A 16,095-nucleotide genomic window follows, 5' to 3' on the forward strand; every position below is an offset into this window, starting at 1 on the left:
CCGCCGGAACAGGAGAGCCACCATGACCATCCAGGAGACCACCGCAGCCGCCACCGCGTGGGACGGCTTCCGGGGCGGGCTGTGGCGCGACGCCGTCGACGTCCGCGACTTCGTCCAGCACAACTACACCCCCTACGAGGGCGACGCCGGCTTCCTCGCCGGCCCCACCGAGCGCACCACCGCCGTCTGGGGCAAGCTGCTCGCGCTCTTCCCCGAGGAGAACGCGCGCGGCGTCCACGACGTCGACGTCCACACCCCCTCCGGCATCGACGCCTTCGAGCCCGGCTGGATCGACCGCGAGCGCGAACTCGTCGTCGGCCTGCAGACCGACGCCCCGCTGAAGCGCGCCATCATGCCGGCCGGCGGCTGGCGGATGGTGGAGAGCGCCCTGAACGCCTACGGCTTCGAGGCCGACCCCGAGGTGAAGAAGATCTTCACCAGGTACCGCAAGACCCACAACGACGGCGTCTTCGACGCCTACACCCCCGAGATCCGCGCCGCCCGCCACTCCGGCATCATCACCGGCCTGCCCGACGCCTACGGCCGCGGCCGCATCATCGGCGACTACCGCCGCGTCGCCCTCTACGGCGTCGACCGGCTGATCGCCGGGAAGAAGGCCGACAAGGCCGAACTGCTGGAGGCGTGGCCCACCGAGGAGAACATCCGCGACCGCGAGGAGGTCGCCGAGCAGATCAAGGCGCTCGGCGAGCTCAAGGCGATGGCCGCCCGCTACGGCCACGACATCTCCCGCCCCGCCGCGAACGGCCGGGAGGCCGTGCAGTGGCTCTACTTCGGCTACCTGGCCGCCGTGAAGGAGCAGAACGGCGCCGCCATGTCGCTCGGCCGCGTCGACGCCTTCCTCGACATCTACCTCCAGCGCGACCTGGAGGCCGGCGTGCTGACGGAGGAGCAGGCCCAGGAGATCATCGACGACTTCGTCGTCAAGCTGCGCATCGTCCGCTTCCTGCGCACGCCCGAGTACAACCAGCTGTACTCCGGCGACCCGACCTGGGTGACCTGGTCGCTGGCCGGCATGGGCGAGGACGGCCGCACCCTGGTCAACCGCACCACCTTCCGGGCCCTGCAGACGCTCTACAACCTGGGCCCGGCCCCCGAGCCCAACCTCACCGTCTTCTGGACCCGCCGGCTGCCCGAGGGCTTCAAGAAGTTCGCCGCCCAGGTCGCCATCGACACCAGCGCCCTGCAGTTCGAGTCGGACGAGCTGATGCGCCCCAAGTACGGCGACGACACCGCGATCGCCTGCTGCGTCTCGGCGATGGCGGTCGGCAAGCAGATGCAGTTCTTCGGCGCCCGGGTCAACCTCGCCAAGGCCCTGCTGTACGCGATCAACGGCGGCCGGGACGAGAACACCGGCGAGACGATCGTCCCCGGCCTGGAGCCGATCACCGGCGAGTACCTGGACTACCCGACCGTCGCCACCGCCTACGACACCATGCTGGAGTGGCTGGCCAGGACGTACGTCCACGCGCTCAACGTCATCCACTACATGCACGACAAGTACGCCTACGAGCGCATCGAGATGGCGCTGCACGACCGCGCGATCCTGCGCACCATGGCCTGCGGCATCGCCGGGCTCTCGGTCGCCGCCGACTCGCTCTCGGCGATCAAGCACGCGGAGGTGCGGGTGATCCGGGACGCGACCGGGCTCGCCGTCGACTACGCGATCGAGGGCGACTACCCCGCCTTCGGCAACAACGACGACCGGGCCGACGCGATCGCCCGCGAGCTGGTGCACACCTTCATGCGGAAGGTGCGCAAGCACCCCACCTACCGGGGCGCGCGGCACACCCAGTCGGTGCTCACCATCACCTCCAATGTCGTCTACGGCAAGAAGACCGGCAGCACTCCGGACGGCCGCCGGGCCGGCGAGCCGTTCGCCCCGGGCGCCAACCCGATGAACGGCCGCGACGAGCACGGCTACATCGCCTCCGCGCTCTCGGTAGCCAAGCTGCCCTACGACGACGCCGAGGACGGCATCTCGCTGACCAACACCATCACCCCCGACGCGCTGGGGCGTTCGCCCGAGGAGCGGATCGACAACCTCGCCGGCGTGCTGGACGGGTTCATGGCGGCGGACGGCTTCCACATGAACGTCAACGTGCTGGACCGGGCGATGCTGGAGGACGCCATGGAGCATCCGGAGACCTACCCGCATCTGACCATCCGGGTCTCCGGATACGCCGTCAACTTCGTGCGGCTCACCCGCGAGCAGCAGCGCGACGTCATCAACCGCACCTTCCACGGGACGCTCTGATGGCCACCCCCGCCGCCGCCGTGCTGGAGCGCACCGGACGCGCGGTCACCGGCTCCGTCCACTCCTGGGACCTCTCCACCGGGGTGGACGGCCCCGGGACCCGGTTCACCGTGTTCCTCTCCGGCTGCCCGCTGCAGTGCCTGTACTGCCAGAACCCGGACACCATGCGGATGCGCAACGGCCGCCGCACCACCGCGGACGCGATCGTCGCGGAGGCCGCGAAGTACCGGACGTTCATCGACGCGGCCGGCGGCGGGGCCACCATCAGCGGCGGAGAGCCGCTGCTGCAGCCGGTCTTCGCCGGCGAGCTGTTCCACCGCTTCAAGCACGAGCTGGGGCTGCACACCGCGCTGGACACCTCCGGCTTCCTCGGGGTGCGGGCGACGGACGCGCTGCTGGCGGACGTCGACCTTGTGCTGCTGGACATCAAGTCGTGGGAGCCGGACCTCTACCGCCGCCTCACCGGGCAGCCGCTGCGCCCCACGCTGGACTTCGCCCGGCGGCTGGCCGGCCTGGGCAAGGCGGTGTGGGTGCGGTTCGTGCTCGTCCCCGGGCTGACGGACGGCGCCGCGAACGTCGGCGGCGTCGCCGACTTCGCCGCGTCGCTGGGCAACGTGGAGCGGGTGGACGTGCTGCCCTTCCACAAGCTCGGCCGGGCCAAGTGGGAGGGCCTGGGCAAGCGGTTCCCGCTGGAGGCCACCCCGTCCCCGACGCCGGCCCGGGTGGAGGAGGCGAGGGCCCGCTTCCGGGCCGCCGGACTCCACGCGGTCTAATGGACGGCATGTCCGACACCGCACAGCAGCCCCGCACGGATTCCCCCGCCGAGACCCCGGCCGCCCCGCGCCGGGGTCTGGTGCTGTCCCGCAAGGTTTCCTGGTTCCTCGCCGCGTTCGGCGTCTGGTCCTGGATCATCTGGATCACGTTCGAGAAGAACCTGGTCAAGGACGCCAGCGGGCTCGCCTTCCACCACGGCCGGGCGACCGCCTACTTCTACATCCACACCGCGCTGGCGATCGTCTCGTTCCTGCTGGGGACGGCGATCGGGATCCTCGGCCTCCGGGGGATCCGCCGCTCCCGCGGCTGAGGGGCTGCGCGCACCCTTGCGGTAAAGCGTTTACACAACCATGCTCACCACTGCCCCGGCCGGGCGCAGGTCGCGCAGTCGTCTCCCGCGCAAGGAGAGAGCATGGCACTCATCCGACGTAAGCGTATTCAGGCTTTGCTGGCCGCCGTCGCCGGATTAGGGGCGGTCGCCGCCCTGACCGCGCCCGCGTCCGCGGCGCCCTCCGCGCCGCCGGTGGACGCGGCGTTCCCGACGTATCCCCAGACGGTCACGCACATCCCCGAGGACCTGGGGTCGGACATCGCCGGGTCGGCGTTCACCGACTCCGACGGGCAGTTCCACTGGTCCAACGCCGTGGCGTCGTATGCCCGCACCGACGACGGCTCGTCGTGGGAGCACACCTTCACCAACACCGACATGGGGGCCGTCAGCGCCGGGCTGGCGAGCGGGGCGACGAAGCTCGCCTCGGCGGACGCCTACTACGGGACGCCGGGGACGCTCTGCTACAAGCTGGGGGAGCGGACCGACGCGAGCATGCCGTCGCCGTACGACGACGACCACTGCGACATCGTCGGCACCTGGGTCGACCCCGCCACCAAGCGCTGGTACGCCGTCATCAACGACGAGTTCACCTTCGACCCGCTGAACACGGACCCGACCAAGTCGATCCCCGACCGGATCGCCACCGCCCAGCACAGCAACCGCATCCTCGTCGCCACCTCCGACGACAAGGGGGCGAGCTGGGCGGTCCAGAACGAGATCGTCACCCCGCCGTACCAGCCCAAGGACTACTTCGACAACGCCGACTACCCGGGATCCACCTTCGCGTTCGGCGACTCCGGGGTGCGGTTCTTCGTCGACAACTCCACCGGGTACTTCTACGTGCTCTACAACTACCAGGTGCGGCTGAAGTCCAGCCCGTTCAGCTCGGTCGCCCAGTGGCAGTCGATCGCCCGCGCGCCGATCAGCGGGAAGATGGCCCGCGGCAGCTGGAAGAAGTACTACGACGGGCACTGGTCGCAGCCCGGCATCGGCGGGCTGGACGGAGCGTTCCTCACCCCGCTCGGCCTCAACCCGGTGTACGACCCGGCGAAGGACATCGTCACCTGGTCGGGGCGGGGCAAGGACGGGACGCGGCTCGCATACGTCAACACCCAGCTGACGGCGGCCGCCCCGAGCTTCGCCTTCAAGGCGGCGGACGGAGCGTCCTACACCGCCGACTCCGCGACCGGGGTGATCACCGACGCCTCGGGCGCCTCCGTGCCGAGCGTCTCCTACCGCGACCCCGCGCAGGACGCCACCATCACCGTGGCGAGCAGCGGCGGCAAGATCGCCCTGACGGCCGTCCAGGCGGACGGCCACGCCGACACCGCCACGCTCGGCACCAAGAGCGCCGTCTACCTCGACCGGGCCACCGGCCGGCTCTTCCTCCCGCCGAGGATCAACCAGTCGGCGGTCTCGTACAACACCTACAGCCGCCGCTACCAGATCTACGGCTACGACGGGTACCTCTACCAGGGCGACGACCTGGGGAAGCCCAACGCCTTCGCGCCGGTGGGGTATTCGGGGCTCGCCAACCCCGCCTACCAGTCGACGCTGGACTACGGCAGCCTCACCAACCAGATGATCACCGGGCGCTCGTTCTGGGCGGTCAACGACCTGGACACCTCGATCACCCAGGTGAAGGGGACGTCCCCGGCCGCCGGGCAGACGCAGTACGCGCACGAGGGCCTCCCGGTGGACACCGCCGGACGGCCCGTCAGCGCGCAGCACTCCTACACGCTGCGGATCGGCGGGCGCAGCCTCGGGGGCAGCTGGCAGCCGGTGCCCGTCAAGGACTCCTACGACACCGCCTCCGACAGCGGCTTCTACCGTCTCCGCAACACCCGCACCGGACAGTACCTGGACGTCCCCGGCGCCACCCCGGAGGCGAAGCGGGCCTGGGGCGCGGCGGTCTCCACGGGCGCGGCGGAGCCGGCGTTCGACCCGTCCGGGAACGCCGGCTACGGCTCGCCCGGCGGCTCCGACCAGTGGTACCTGCTGCCGGAGGCGTCCGGCGGCAGCACGTCCATCAAGGGCAGCACCCGCTATGCGCTGGTGAACCGCAACAGCAACCTGGCGGTGCAGTTCAACGGCGACAAGGCGCAGCTGGTCCCCATTCGCCACCTCTCTCCTTCCCAGCGGGTCACTATGACCGGTGTGGAGTAGGCGCTGGGTGGCTTGTAGCTACGCCGGTAGGTACGCCGGTAGCTACACCTGTAGGTACACTGCGGCAGTGTAGGTACATTTCGTCGACCGGATTGGAGCGTAGCCATGAGTGCGATCTCAGTCCGAGAGTTCTCCTACAATCCCAGTGCCGTCTTCGCCCGAGTGGAAGGCGGGGAAGCGGTCCGGGTGACCCGGCATGGGAAAGTCATCGCCATAGTGCTTCCCGGCGACGGCCCCGCCGACCGCTATGCCGATCTGGTCGCCTCGGGCCGTATCCGCCTCGGGACGGCCACGTCCGGGGACGATGCGCCCCTGCCCGAGTACGCGCTGCCCCCGGATGCACCGGACCCGGTGGAGCTGCTGCTCGCCGAGCGGGACGAGGACGCCCCGTGATCTACATGGACTCATCGGCGTTGCTCACGTTGATGACGGGGCGCCGGAACTCGGCGGAGCTGCGGGTGTTCCTGGCGGACCGTCCCGGGCTGCCGCTGGCCACCAGCACGATCGGGATCGTCGAGACGGTGCGGCAGCTCGACCGGGTGGGGAACTTCCCCGACGCCCTGGAGGAGTTGGGGCGCCTCGTCACCGAGGTGATGCTCACGGTGGAGGTGCGGGATCTGGCCGCGCGGATGTCACCCGCGCTGCGCGCGCTCGACGCGGTGCATCTGGCGAGTGCGGTGAGCCTGGGCAGCGCGGTGGACCATCTCGTGACCTACGACAAGCGCATGCTGGACGCCGCCCGGCAGCTCGGCTTCTCCGCGGAGGCTCCGGGCGCCGGATGGTAATCCGGCACGACGGCGCATCGCCCCGCCCCGCCGGGCAGGCGGGACGGGGCGATGCGGAGGGATGATCCGTCAGATGCGGCGGGTGATCAGCGCGCGCTTGACCTCCTGGATGGCCTGCGTCACCTGGATGCCGCGGGGGCAGGCGTCCGTGCAGTTGAAGGTGGTGCGGCAGCGCCACACGCCGTCCTTCTCGTTGAGGATCTCCAGGCGCTGCTCGCCGGCGTCGTCGCGCGAGTCGAAGATGAAGCGGTGCGCGTTGACGATCGCCGCCGGGCCGAAGTACTGGCCGTCGTTCCAGAACACCGGGCAGGACGAGGTGCACGCCGCGCAGAGGATGCACTTGGTGGTGTCGTCGAAGCGGGCGCGGTCCTCGATGGACTGCTTCCGCTCCCGGGTCGGCTCGTTGCCCTTGGCCACCAGGAACGGCATGACGTCCCGGAAGGCCTGGAAGAACGGGTCCATGTCGACGACCAGGTCCTTCAGGACCGTCAGGCCCTTGATGGGCTCGACAGTGATCGGCTTGTAGACGCCGTTCTTCGGCTTGCCCAGCACGTCCTTGATGAGGGTCTTGCAGGCCAGCCGGTTCTTGCCGTTGATGCGCATGGCGTCCGAGCCGCAGATGCCGTGCGCGCAGGAGCGGCGGAACGTCAGCGTCCCGTCGATCTCCCACTTGACCTTGTGGAGGGCGTCGAGCAGCTTCTCCTTGGGGTCCATGGAGAGCTCGTAGTCGACCCACACCGGCTCCGCGGCCTGCTCCGGGTTGAAGCGGCGGATGCGCAGCCGGAAGGTGACGTGCTGGGTCGCCCCGCTCTCGGCGGCGTCCAGCGCCGCGGAGTGCTTGTCCTCGGTTGCAGTGCTCATCAGTACTTGCGCTCCATCGGCTGGTAGCGGGTCTGGACGACGGGCTTGTAGTCGAGGCGGATGGCGTCCTTCCCCGACTCGTCGACCTCGCGGTACGCCATGGTGTGGCGCATGAAGTTGACGTCGTCGCGGGTGGGGAAGTCCTCGCGGTAGTGGCCGCCGCGCGACTCCTCGCGGGCCAGCGCGCCCGCCACCAGCACCTCGGCCAGGTCGAGCAGGTTGCCCAGCTCGACGGCCTCCAGCAGATCGGTGTTGAACCGCTTGCCCTTGTCCTGGACGGAGACGTTCCGGTAGCGCATCTTCAGCTCGCGGATGTCCTCCGCGGCCTGCTTGAGCGTCTGCTCGGTGCGGAAGACCATCGCGTTGGCGTCCATCGACTCCTGGAGGGCGGTGCGCACCTCGTGCACCTTCTCGGTGCCGGTGCCGGTGCGCAGCCCCTCCAGCAGCTCCACGACGAGCGTCTCGGGGTTCTCCGGGAGCTCCACGTGCTCGTGGGTGGCGGCGTACTCGGCGGCGTTGATGCCGCAGCGCTTGCCGAAGACGTTGATGTCCAGCAGCGAGTTGGTGCCCAGCCGGTTGGCGCCGTGCACCGAGACGCAGGCCACCTCGCCGGCCGCGTAGAGGCCGGGGACGATGTGGTCGTTGTCGGCCAGCACCTCGCCGTCGTTGTTCGTCGGCATGCCGCCCATCGCGTAGTGCGCGGTCGGCTGGATCGGGATCGGGTCCGTGTAGGGCTCGATGCCGAGGTAGGTGCGGGCGAACTCGGTGATGTCCGGGAGCTTGGCGTCCAGCTGCTCCGGCGGGAGGTGCGTCAGGTCCAGGTAGACGTGGTCGCCCTCGGGGCCGCAGCCCCGGCCCTCGCGGATCTCGGTGTAGATCGCGCGGGAGACCACGTCGCGGGAGGCGAGGTCCTTCATGACGGGCGCGTACTTCTCCATGAAGCGCTCGCCGTCCTTGTTGCGCAGGATGCCGCCCTCGCCGCGGGCGCCCTCGGTGAGCAGGATGCCCATCCGCCAGATGCCCGTCGGGTGGAACTGGAAGAACTCCATGTCCTCCAGCGGCAGGCCGCGCCGGAACGCCGCCGCCTGGCCGTCGCCGGTCAGGGTGTGGGCGTTGGACGTCACCTTGAAGAACTTGCCGGCGCCGCCGGACGCGAAGATCACCGACTTCGCCTGGAAGACGTGGATCTCGCCGGTGGCCAGCTCGTAGGAGACCACGCCGGCGACCCGCTTGCCGGGCTCGCCGCTGGCGAGGGTGACCTCGGGGTCGTCCACCAGCAGCAGGTCGAGCACGTAGTACTCGTTGAAGAACTCCACGCCCTGCTTGACGCAGTTCTGGTAGAGCGTCTGGAGGATCATGTGGCCGGTGCGGTCGGCCGCGTAGCAGGCGCGGCGGACCGGGGCCTCGCCGTGCTGCCGGGTGTGGCCGCCGAACCGCCGCTGGTCGATGTTGCCCTCGGCGGTGCGGTTGAAGGGCAGGCCCATCTTCTCCAGGTCGAGGACCGCGTCGATGGCCTCCTTGGCCAGGATCTCCGCGGAGTCCTGGTCGACGAGGTAGTCGCCGCCCTTGATGGTGTCGAAGGTGTGCCACTCCCAGTTGTCCTCCTCGACGTTCGCGAGGGCGGCGGCCATGCCGCCCTGCGCGGCGCCGGTGTGGGACCGGGTCGGGTACAGCTTGGTGAGCACCGCGGTGCGGCTGCGCGGCGAGGCCTCGATGGCCGCGCGCATGCCTGCGCCGCCGGCGCCGACGATCACGGTGTCGTACTTGTGGATCTGCATGGTGGTCGCGACCTGTCTCTGGCTCGGCGGCGGCTTAGCTGATGTTGGGGTCGAAGGTGAAGATGACCAGCGTGCCGAGGAGCACGGTGAAGACGGTGGCCGCGTAGAGCAGCGCCTTCAGCCAGGCGCGCGTCGCGGCGCGCTCCGCGTAGTCGTTGATCACGGTGCGCAGGCCGTTGGCGCCGTGCAGCATCGCGAGCCAGAGCATCACCAGGTCCCACACCTGCCACCAGGGGTTGGACCAGCGGCCGGCCACGAAGGCGAAGGACACCTTGGTGATGCCGCCGTCCAGGTACAGCTGGATCAGCAGGTGGCCCAGCACCAGGATGACGAGCACGATGCCGGAGAGCCGCATGAACAGCCAGGCGAAGAGCTCGAAGTTGGTGCGGGTGCTGCGCGGGGTGCGGGCCGTCCGCTTGCGCGGGGGCTCGATGACGGGGGCGACCGCTCCGGGGTTCTCCGGGGCGCCCGGGGTCGTCTCGGTGGTGGCCATGGCGCGTCAGCCCTTTCCGAACAGCTGGTGGATGGTGTGCTGCAGCACGGGGTAGATCGACCCCAGCATCAGCACGACCCAGACCACGACCACGGACCACAGCATCGTCCGCTGCATCTTCGGGCCCTTGGCCCAGAAGTCGACGGCGATGATGCGGAGCCCGTTGAGCGCATGGAACAGGATCGCCGCGACCAGCCCGAACTCCATCAGGTTGACGACGGGGTTCTTGTAGGTCGCGATGACCGTGTCGTACGCCTCGGGCGATACGCGGACGAGCGAGGTGTCGAGCACATGCACGAACAGGAAGAAGAAGATCAGGACGCCGGTGACTCGGTGAGCCACCCACGACCACATGCCTTCCCGGCCGCGGTACATCGTTCCAGCCGGCACGGAACATCCTCCGGAACGGGACCCTCTTCGGTCCCCTGACGACGGGGGGCGCGGCCGGGGTCGGAGCGCCGTGCGGGCGTCCGGCCGGTCGGTCGGCCCGGCCGGGTACGGTCCACCGGCCCTGGCCATGGTAACGACGGGTGGGGCCGCTGCTGCTGCTGGGGGGTGTCGTGTCCCCTTCGTGATCGTTTGAGCGCCTGTCAGCTCGCGGTCGCACGGGGTGGCCGCGCAGCGGTCAACCCGTCAGAAGGCGGGCCATTCGGGCGAGCAGCAGCTTGCGGAGCTCCTCCGCGGCGATCGCCCGCTCCCGCTCGGGGGTGTGCCCGAGGCGACCGCGGATCGAGAAGAGCACCTGGTCGAGAACCTCCTCGACGGGGAAGTCGTCGACGCTGAGCAGGAAGGCGCGGCCGAAGCGCTCGCGGTACTCCTGCTGGGCGGCGCGCAGCGCTATGCCGGCGGCGTGCGCGCCGGCCGTGCTGGGGGAGGGCACCGGGACGGCCGCCCGCTCGTCGTCGAAGGCCTCGTCCAGCTGCTGCTCCGTCAGATCGAAGAACGCCTCCTCGGCGGCGGCGAGCGCGGACGCCGCGTCCGGGTAGGGGCGGTGCAGGGCGACCCGTTCGGCCCAGGCGCGGCAGCCGCAGCAGGACGCGAGGAGGGAGACGGCCTGCTCCGCGGGTGCGCGGTTGAGGGCGGTCAGCACATCGCCGTCGGCGGTGGCGTCGGCGGGGGCGGTGACGGACAGGGTGCCTTCTCCTCGGTGCGGCGGCGGACTCGGCCGGGCGTGCGCCGGGTTTCGGGCACGGGGGAAAGCAACGGTAGTGGGGCGCGGGAGGGTTACGGGCGAGTTGTCACTCATATGGTGGTCCGTGTCACGTTCCCGGCGGTGCGCCGGAGCGCCGAGCGGGGGGTGATCGGGGGGTGTTCGGACGCCGGGCGGACGTCGTTCGAGTGCTGTGCGGACGCGAGGGGTGCGCTGTGCGGGCGCCGGACGGGCGCCTCGCTGGGCCGCCCGGGTCCACCGGCGGGCCGGGGCGGCGAGGTGGCCGCGCCGCCCGCGGCGCGGCGGGTATCGTGCCGACCCCATGAGCACCCTCCGGCGACGCAACTTCCTCCTCGGCGCGGCGGGCGCGGGCACCGCGGCCCTCGCCGCGGGCTGCGGCGGCTCCGTGCCCGGAGTGCTGGGCGGCGGGCTTGGCTCCGGCACCAGCCCGGACGCCTCCGCGGAGCCGTCCGCGAGCCGTCCGGCCGGCGCCCGGGACACCCCCCGGCCGAGGGCCGCCCCGGCGCTGCCGGCCGGCACGCCGGCCTTCCCGGCCGTCCCCGCGGTCCGCAGCCACCGGCCCGGCCCGCCCGCCGAGGACTGGTGGCCGCGGCCCGGCGCCCGCGTCGTCGTCCCCGCCGGCAAGGACGGCGACCCGCTCGCCGCCTCCGCCCGGCTGCTCGCCGCCGACCTCGGCCTGGCCACCGCCCGCGGCGCCCCAGCCGACGGCGATGTGCTGCTCACCCTCGGCGGCGCCCCCGCCGGCGTGCCGTCCGCCGCCCGCGGCGAGGCCTACGGCCTGACGGTCCGCCACCAGCTGCTCACCGTCACGGCCCCGGCCGCCGCCGGCGTCCACCACGGCACCCGCACGGTGGCCGGCGCCGTCCGCGCCCGCCGCACCGTGCCGGCCGGCACCGTCGCCGACTGGCCGGACCGCGCCGAGCGCGGCCTCACCCTCGACATCGCCCGCAAGCCGTTCGCCTTCGCCTGGATCCGCGACCGCCTCGCCGAGCTGGGCGAGCTCAAGCTCAACCAGCTGCATCTGCACTTCTCCGACGACCAGGGCTTCCGCATCGAGAGCAGCAGCCACCCGGAGATCGTCAGCTCCGACCATCTGACGAAGCAGCAGATCAAGCAGCTGATCGCGTTCGCCGCGGAGCGGCAGATCACCCTCATCCCGGAGATCGACAGCCCCGGCCACCTCGGCCAGGCGCTCACCGCGCATCCGCAGCTGGCGCTGCGCGGCCCCGGGCACGCCCCGCCCGGTGCCGTCGACATCTCCCTGCCGGCCGCCAAGAGCCTCGTCACCGACCTCGTCGACGAGTACGCCGAGCTCTTCACCGGCCCCGACTTCCACCTCGGCGGCGACGAGTACGCGGCGCTGCTCTCCAGCCACCCCGAGACCGCCTATCCGCAGCTCGCCTCCTACGCCGTGCAGCGCTACGGCGCCGGCGCCAAGGTGGTGGACGCCACCGTCGGCTGGACCAACGACCTCGCCGCGCACGCCGTCCGGCTCGGCAAGCGCCCCCGCGCCTGGAACGACGGCCAGGGCGGCAGCGCCGTCGGCGGCAAGGTGGCGCCCGACCGCCGCATCCGCGTCGAGTACTGGACGGGCACCGAGGTCGGCTCCCCGCTCCCGGAGCCGTTCCTCGCCGCCGGCCGCCCGCTGCTCAACATGAACGACGGCTTCCTCTACTACGTGCTGGGCGAGCCCCGGCAGTACACCTACCCCACCGGCCAGAAGATCTACGAGGACTGGACCCCGGCCGTGCTGCGCGGCACCCAGCCGGTCCCCGCCCGCCTCGCCGGCCCCACCCTGGTCCCCGGCGCCCGCCTCGGCATCTGGTGCGACCAGTCCGAGGCGCAGACGCAGGCCGAGGTCGCCGCCGGCGTCCGCATGCCGCTGCGGGCCCTCGCCCAACGCCTGTGGAACCCGGTGAACCCACCGGGGTTGGGGTGGGCGGGGTTCGGGACGCTCGCGGGGCGCTGCCTGGGATAGGCCGCTTCTGACGGATCTCCGCGGCGGCCTTGCGGTTCACCGGTCGCAGCTCCAGCCGATGATCCGGCCGCTGGCCGGCGCGACGGTGACGACCGTGCGCGGGGCCGTCCCAGAGACGAGGGCCGTCGCCCGGCTCGGCCCGGTCTGCCGCAGCGGGCCGACGTGGAACGCGGCGTCGGCGGGCGGCGTCCCGCAGACGGCCGGCCAGCTCCTCCCGCTCGACGCCGTGGCGACGGCGGCCGCACGGGCCAGGGCCGGCGCGGCGAGATGGGCCCGGACCAGGCCGTTGAGGTCGGCGCGGGCGGCGGCGGCCGACGGGAGACGGGCGTAGTAGTCGGCCACCGCGGCGTGCGCGGCGTCCAGCTCGGTGCGGGGGGTGGCCGCGGTGTGCGGGGCGGGGCCGGCGTGCCCGCCGAAGACCGCGAGGAGCGCGACCGCCGCGCTCGCGGCGGTCCCGCCCGCCGCGAGGGCCAGGCGGCGGCGCCGGCGCCGGGCGGCGCCGCGCTGCCGGATCTGCCGGGGCGTCAGCACCGGCCGGAGCGGGGGCCGGGCAGGCTCGGCGAGCGCGGCGCGGATCCGGCCGTCGTCGTCCGGCTCAGACATGGCTCGACTTCCTTTCCGCGCCGTCGCGTTCCTCCCGGCGGAGCTCCCGGGCGAGCGCCTTGCGGCCCCGGGCCAGCCAGCTCTTGACCGTCCCCGCGGAGGCGCCGGTCTCGCCGGCGATCTGCTCCACGCCGAGATCGCACAGGTAGTGCAGGACCAGGACGCGCCGCTGGTTCAGCGGCAGGGCGGCGAGGGCCTGCTCCACCAGCACCCGGTCCGGCGACGGCGCCGCGACCTCGGCCGGGCCGTGGTGGTGGCGCACCGCCAGCTCCCAGCCGCGCCGCAGCCGCCGGAACCGCGAGACGGCCAGCCGCCAGGCCGTCGTCCGGATCCACGCCTCGGGCAGCTCCGCCGAGTCGAGGACGGAACGCCGGGACCAGGCGCGCACGAACGCCTCCTGCACCGCGTCCTGGGCGGCCTCGGCGTCCCCGGTCATCAGGGTCAGCTGACGCACCAGCCTGGGGAACGCCGCTGTGTAGAGGGCGTCGAACTCCTCGTCCTGCACTGCGCATCCACTCCTGCCCGCGGGCCGGGATCGGTGTCGGGCCGCTCGATGAATACGCACGGCGGGGCGCCGCGGTGGCGGGTGGGGGCGGTGACATGCCTCACAGCGTGCTGCTGCCACCGCGGCGGCATCGGCGGGCGTACCCCGATCGACCCGATCGACCCGATCGACCCGATCGACCCGATCGACCCGATCGACCCGATCGACCCGATCGACCCGATCGACCCGACCGACCTGACCGACCCGGTCAACCCGGTCGACCCGAGAGAAAGGCCCGCTTCATGTCCGCACACCGCGCCCCGCGCCCCGGACGCCTCCGCCTCAACCGCGTCGCCGTCACCGCCGCCGCCCTGCTGGCCGGCCTCGGCGCCGCCGCCACGGCCCACGCCCAGACGGGGACCGCCCACTCGACCGCCTCGCCCGCCGCGGCCAGCGCGTCGACCCCCGAGGCGGCCCGGGCCGCGGCCGCCGCTGCCGCCAGGGCGGCGAAGGCGGCCAGGCCGGCCGGCACGTCGACCCCGGCGACCACGGCCGCCAGGCATGCCGCCGCGTCCGCCGGCGATGCCGCGTGCCGCGCCGCCACCAGGGCCGCCGCCAAGGCCGCCGCCAGGACGGGAACGCCCCAGGACGCCCGAGACGCGGCCGTCGCCAACCTCAAGCGCCAGGAGGCGTGCGGCTGACGGCGCGTCCGGCGCCGGCACGGCCGGGGCAACGTCCGCCGCCCGGCCCACCCGTCAGTTCTTCCGCAGGTCCGGGGCGTCGGCGCCGATCGTCGCTCGGCGGGCCGCGCCCCAGGCGGCGCGGAGCGCGCGGGTGACGGCCGGGGGGTGGTCGCCGAGGATGCGCAGCCAGGCGCCGCAGTCGTCGGGGAGGGTGCTGACGCCGAACCGCACCCCGTCGGACGCGCAGTCGGACGCGCCGTCGGACACCCCGCCGAGCACGCCGTCGAGCGCCGCGTGCAGCGCGTCCGCCAACTCGGCGGCGGGCCCCGGGCAGACGGCGAAGAGCGAGGCCATCACGTCGTGCCCGCCGAGCACCGCCGGTCCGTCGACCGAGCCGCCCGCCGCGTCCTGTCCGGGCACCAGGCGGACGGTGTCGACGGCGAGCAGCTCCCCGTCCGGGCGGACGATCTCCAGGTCCAGCGCCAGCGCGGTGTAGGCGTGCCGCTCGCCGCGGGCCAGCCGGCCCGCCGTCACGGTCTCGGCGGCGATCACCGTCGCCGACTCCGCGACCGTGATCCGGGTCTGCTGGTGGAAGCGGCTGCCGGCGTAGGGGATCAGCGGGTCCGGGAGGTACTCCAGGACGGCGCCGTCCTCCGCCGCCAGCCGCACCGACTGCGCGGCGTGGTCGAAGTCGCAGCGGTGCAGCCGAGTCGCGGCCTGGGTGGTGACCAGCGCGTGGGCCCCGGGGCCGACCTCGACGTCCACCGCCAGCCGATCGGCCTGCACCACGCCGCCCCCGGTCGACATCAGGTAGCTGACCGGCGTGCCGGGCAGCGCCGGGTCGATGTAGAGGGGGCGGGTGAGCGAGAGCGGCGCGGTGTGGTGGCGGTGCGTCAGCTCGGTCCGCGCGCCGCGGCGTTCGTAGCGCAGCTCCAGCCGGCCGACCTTGGCGGGGCGGCCCGCGCCGAGGGTGTCGGGAGGCCCGGCCCCGGCGCGCACCGCGGCCGGGACGCGCTCGGGGCCGACGTCCGTCGCGGTCACCGGCGGTAGCCGTCGAGGAAGTCGGCGATCCCGGCGATGCCGTCGCCGCTCAGGGCGTTGGTGAGGTGGACGGGCCGGCCGTCCCGCACCTTGACCGCGTCGGCCTCCATCCGCGCGAGGTCGCAGCGCACATAGCGGGCGATGTCGGTCTTGTTGATGACCAGCAGGTCGGACTCGGTGATGCCGGGGCCGCGCTTCCGGGGCATCTTGTCGCCCTCGGCGGTGTCCAGGACGAACAGGAACAGATCGACCAGCGCCGGGCTGAAGGTGAGCGTCAGATTGTCGCCGCCGGACTCGAAGAGCAGGGTGTCCAGGTCAGGGTGGCGCTCCACCAGCTCGGCGGCGGCGGCCAGGTTCATCGTCGGGTCGTCGCGGACGGCGGTGTGCGGGCAGGCGCCGGTCTCGACGCCGACGATGCGGTCGGCGTCGAGGATGCCGTCCAGGGTGCGGCGGACGTGCCGGGCGTCCTCCTGGGTGTAGATGTCGTTGGTGATGACGGCGGGCCGTCGGCCGCGCGCCACCAGCAGCGGGACGAGGGCCTCGATGAGAGCCGTCTTGCCGGATCCGACGGGCCCGGCGACGCCGACCCGCAGGATGCCGTCGTCGGGCCGGGCGAGGTCGAAGTCGTCGTTGTGGTCGTGGTCGTGGTGGTAGGCGGGATCGTGCACGGTC

At 72.5% G+C, this 16,095-nt stretch carries 17 protein-coding genes; 8 read left to right on the forward strand and 9 right to left on the reverse strand.

Annotated features, from left to right (window positions below; translation table 11 throughout):
• The first annotated feature begins 22 nt into the window (after nt 1-22).
• The 6 genes from pflB to BIV57_RS12825 all read left to right on the forward strand — a co-directional run bounded on the left by pflB (nt 23) and on the right by BIV57_RS12825 (nt 6,331).
• Nucleotides 23-2,275, forward strand: a complete 2,253-nt coding sequence (pflB, locus tag BIV57_RS12800; RefSeq protein ID WP_071656883.1) for a formate C-acetyltransferase — start codon at nt 23-25, stop codon at nt 2,273-2,275.
• The gene (gene pflA, locus BIV57_RS12805; protein ID WP_071656884.1) at nt 2,275-3,048 is read left to right on the forward strand and encodes a pyruvate formate-lyase-activating protein; all 774 of its coding nucleotides are present in this window, start codon (nt 2,275-2,277) and stop codon (nt 3,046-3,048) included. The genes pflB and pflA overlap by 1 nt, the downstream gene beginning before the upstream one ends.
• 77 nt (nt 3,049-3,125) lie before the next feature.
• On the forward strand, nt 3,126-3,359 hold the full coding sequence (locus BIV57_RS12810; RefSeq protein ID WP_071656919.1) for an SCO4848 family membrane protein: 234 nt from the start codon (nt 3,126-3,128) through the stop codon (nt 3,357-3,359).
• Nucleotides 3,360-3,461: 102 nt separating this feature from the next.
• Entirely contained in the window at nt 3,462-5,546 is a 2,085-nt protein-coding gene (locus BIV57_RS12815) for an RICIN domain-containing protein (protein WP_139275631.1), read from the forward strand.
• Nucleotides 5,547-5,732: 186 nt separating this feature from the next.
• On the forward strand, nt 5,733-5,939 hold the full coding sequence (locus BIV57_RS12820; RefSeq protein WP_245797617.1) for a hypothetical protein: 207 nt from the start codon (nt 5,733-5,735) through the stop codon (nt 5,937-5,939).
• Nucleotides 5,940-5,944: 5 nt separating this feature from the next.
• Nucleotides 5,945-6,331, forward strand: coding sequence for a type II toxin-antitoxin system VapC family toxin (locus BIV57_RS12825; protein WP_245797626.1), 387 nt, complete (start codon nt 5,945-5,947; stop codon nt 6,329-6,331).
• 69 nt (nt 6,332-6,400) lie between these two features.
• On the opposite strand, the gene BIV57_RS12830 is transcribed toward BIV57_RS12825, so the two are convergent.
• The 5 genes from BIV57_RS12830 to BIV57_RS12850 all read right to left on the reverse strand — a co-directional run bounded on the left by BIV57_RS12830 (nt 6,401) and on the right by BIV57_RS12850 (nt 10,709).
• The gene (locus BIV57_RS12830; protein ID WP_071656888.1) at nt 6,401-7,192 is read right to left on the reverse strand and encodes a succinate dehydrogenase iron-sulfur subunit; all 792 of its coding nucleotides are present in this window, start codon (nt 7,190-7,192) and stop codon (nt 6,401-6,403) included.
• The gene (sdhA, locus tag BIV57_RS12835; protein ID WP_071656889.1) at nt 7,192-8,970 is read right to left on the reverse strand and encodes a succinate dehydrogenase flavoprotein subunit; all 1,779 of its coding nucleotides are present in this window, start codon (nt 8,968-8,970) and stop codon (nt 7,192-7,194) included. Before sdhA ends, BIV57_RS12830 begins: the two co-directional genes overlap by 1 nt.
• Nucleotides 8,971-9,004: 34 nt before the next feature.
• Complete coding sequence (locus BIV57_RS12840) at nt 9,005-9,463, reverse strand: succinate dehydrogenase hydrophobic membrane anchor subunit (protein ID WP_071656890.1); 459 nt, start codon at nt 9,461-9,463, stop codon at nt 9,005-9,007.
• A gap of 6 nt (nt 9,464-9,469) precedes the next feature.
• The gene (sdhC, locus tag BIV57_RS12845) at nt 9,470-9,853 is read right to left on the reverse strand and encodes a succinate dehydrogenase, cytochrome b556 subunit (protein ID WP_071656891.1); all 384 of its coding nucleotides are present in this window, start codon (nt 9,851-9,853) and stop codon (nt 9,470-9,472) included.
• Nucleotides 9,854-10,088: 235 nt separating this feature from the next.
• Nucleotides 10,089-10,709, reverse strand: coding sequence for a 2-oxo-4-hydroxy-4-carboxy-5-ureidoimidazoline decarboxylase (locus BIV57_RS12850; protein WP_079170276.1), 621 nt, complete (start codon nt 10,707-10,709; stop codon nt 10,089-10,091).
• A gap of 226 nt (nt 10,710-10,935) precedes the next feature.
• Here BIV57_RS12850 and BIV57_RS12855 point away from each other — a divergent pair, with 226 nt between their 5' ends.
• Entirely contained in the window at nt 10,936-12,612 is a 1,677-nt protein-coding gene (locus BIV57_RS12855) for a beta-N-acetylhexosaminidase (protein WP_071656892.1), read from the forward strand.
• 36 nt (nt 12,613-12,648) lie between these two features.
• On the opposite strand, the gene BIV57_RS12860 is transcribed toward BIV57_RS12855, so the two are convergent.
• Together BIV57_RS12860 and BIV57_RS12865 are read right to left on the reverse strand one after the other, a co-directional pair.
• A complete protein-coding gene (locus BIV57_RS12860; RefSeq protein ID WP_071656893.1) occupies nt 12,649-13,215 on the reverse strand; it encodes a hypothetical protein in 567 nt (188 codons plus the stop codon).
• Nucleotides 13,208-13,720 carry a SigE family RNA polymerase sigma factor gene (locus BIV57_RS12865; protein WP_071656894.1) on the reverse strand — a complete coding sequence of 171 codons (513 nt, stop codon included), beginning with the start codon at nt 13,718-13,720 and terminating at the stop codon, nt 13,208-13,210. The genes BIV57_RS12860 and BIV57_RS12865 overlap by 8 nt, the downstream gene beginning before the upstream one ends.
• 281 nt (nt 13,721-14,001) lie before the next feature.
• Between BIV57_RS12865 and BIV57_RS12870 the strand changes: the two genes are divergently transcribed.
• Nucleotides 14,002-14,400, forward strand: coding sequence for a hypothetical protein (locus tag BIV57_RS12870; protein WP_071656895.1), 399 nt, complete (start codon nt 14,002-14,004; stop codon nt 14,398-14,400).
• 54 nt (nt 14,401-14,454) lie between these two features.
• Here the strand turns inward: BIV57_RS12870 and BIV57_RS12875 are convergent, their stop codons facing one another.
• Both BIV57_RS12875 and ureG read right to left on the reverse strand, forming a co-directional pair.
• Nucleotides 14,455-15,423, reverse strand: a complete 969-nt coding sequence (locus BIV57_RS12875; protein ID WP_071656896.1) for an urease accessory protein UreD — start codon at nt 15,421-15,423, stop codon at nt 14,455-14,457.
• Complete coding sequence (ureG, locus tag BIV57_RS12880) at nt 15,420-16,019, reverse strand: urease accessory protein UreG (protein WP_071656921.1); 600 nt, start codon at nt 16,017-16,019, stop codon at nt 15,420-15,422. The genes BIV57_RS12875 and ureG overlap by 4 nt, the downstream gene beginning before the upstream one ends.
• Between the last annotated feature and the right edge of the window lie 76 nt (nt 16,020-16,095).

It is taken from the genome of Mangrovactinospora gilvigrisea (assembly GCF_001879105.1).
Classification (GTDB): domain Bacteria; phylum Actinomycetota; class Actinomycetes; order Streptomycetales; family Streptomycetaceae; genus Mangrovactinospora; species Mangrovactinospora gilvigrisea.

Coding starts and splice junctions, on each gene's coding strand:
- BIV57_RS12850 (WP_079170276.1), bottom strand. CDS start 10,709: ATGAGTGACAACTCGCCCGTAACCCTCCCGCGCCCCACTACCGTTGCT.
- BIV57_RS12870 (WP_071656895.1), top strand. CDS start 14,002: ATGTCCGCACACCGCGCCCCGCGCCCCGGACGCCTCCGCCTCAACCGC.
- BIV57_RS12855 (WP_071656892.1), top strand. CDS start 10,936: ATGAGCACCCTCCGGCGACGCAACTTCCTCCTCGGCGCGGCGGGCGCG.
- BIV57_RS12825 (WP_245797626.1), top strand. CDS start 5,945: ATGGACTCATCGGCGTTGCTCACGTTGATGACGGGGCGCCGGAACTCG.
- pflA (WP_071656884.1), top strand. CDS start 2,275: ATGGCCACCCCCGCCGCCGCCGTGCTGGAGCGCACCGGACGCGCGGTC.
- pflB (WP_071656883.1), top strand. CDS start 23: ATGACCATCCAGGAGACCACCGCAGCCGCCACCGCGTGGGACGGCTTC.
- sdhA (WP_071656889.1), bottom strand. CDS start 8,970: ATGCAGATCCACAAGTACGACACCGTGATCGTCGGCGCCGGCGGCGCA.
- BIV57_RS12815 (WP_139275631.1), top strand. CDS start 3,462: ATGGCACTCATCCGACGTAAGCGTATTCAGGCTTTGCTGGCCGCCGTC.
- BIV57_RS12860 (WP_071656893.1), bottom strand. CDS start 13,215: ATGTCTGAGCCGGACGACGACGGCCGGATCCGCGCCGCGCTCGCCGAG.
- BIV57_RS12830 (WP_071656888.1), bottom strand. CDS start 7,192: ATGAGCACTGCAACCGAGGACAAGCACTCCGCGGCGCTGGACGCCGCC.
- BIV57_RS12840 (WP_071656890.1), bottom strand. CDS start 9,463: ATGGCCACCACCGAGACGACCCCGGGCGCCCCGGAGAACCCCGGAGCG.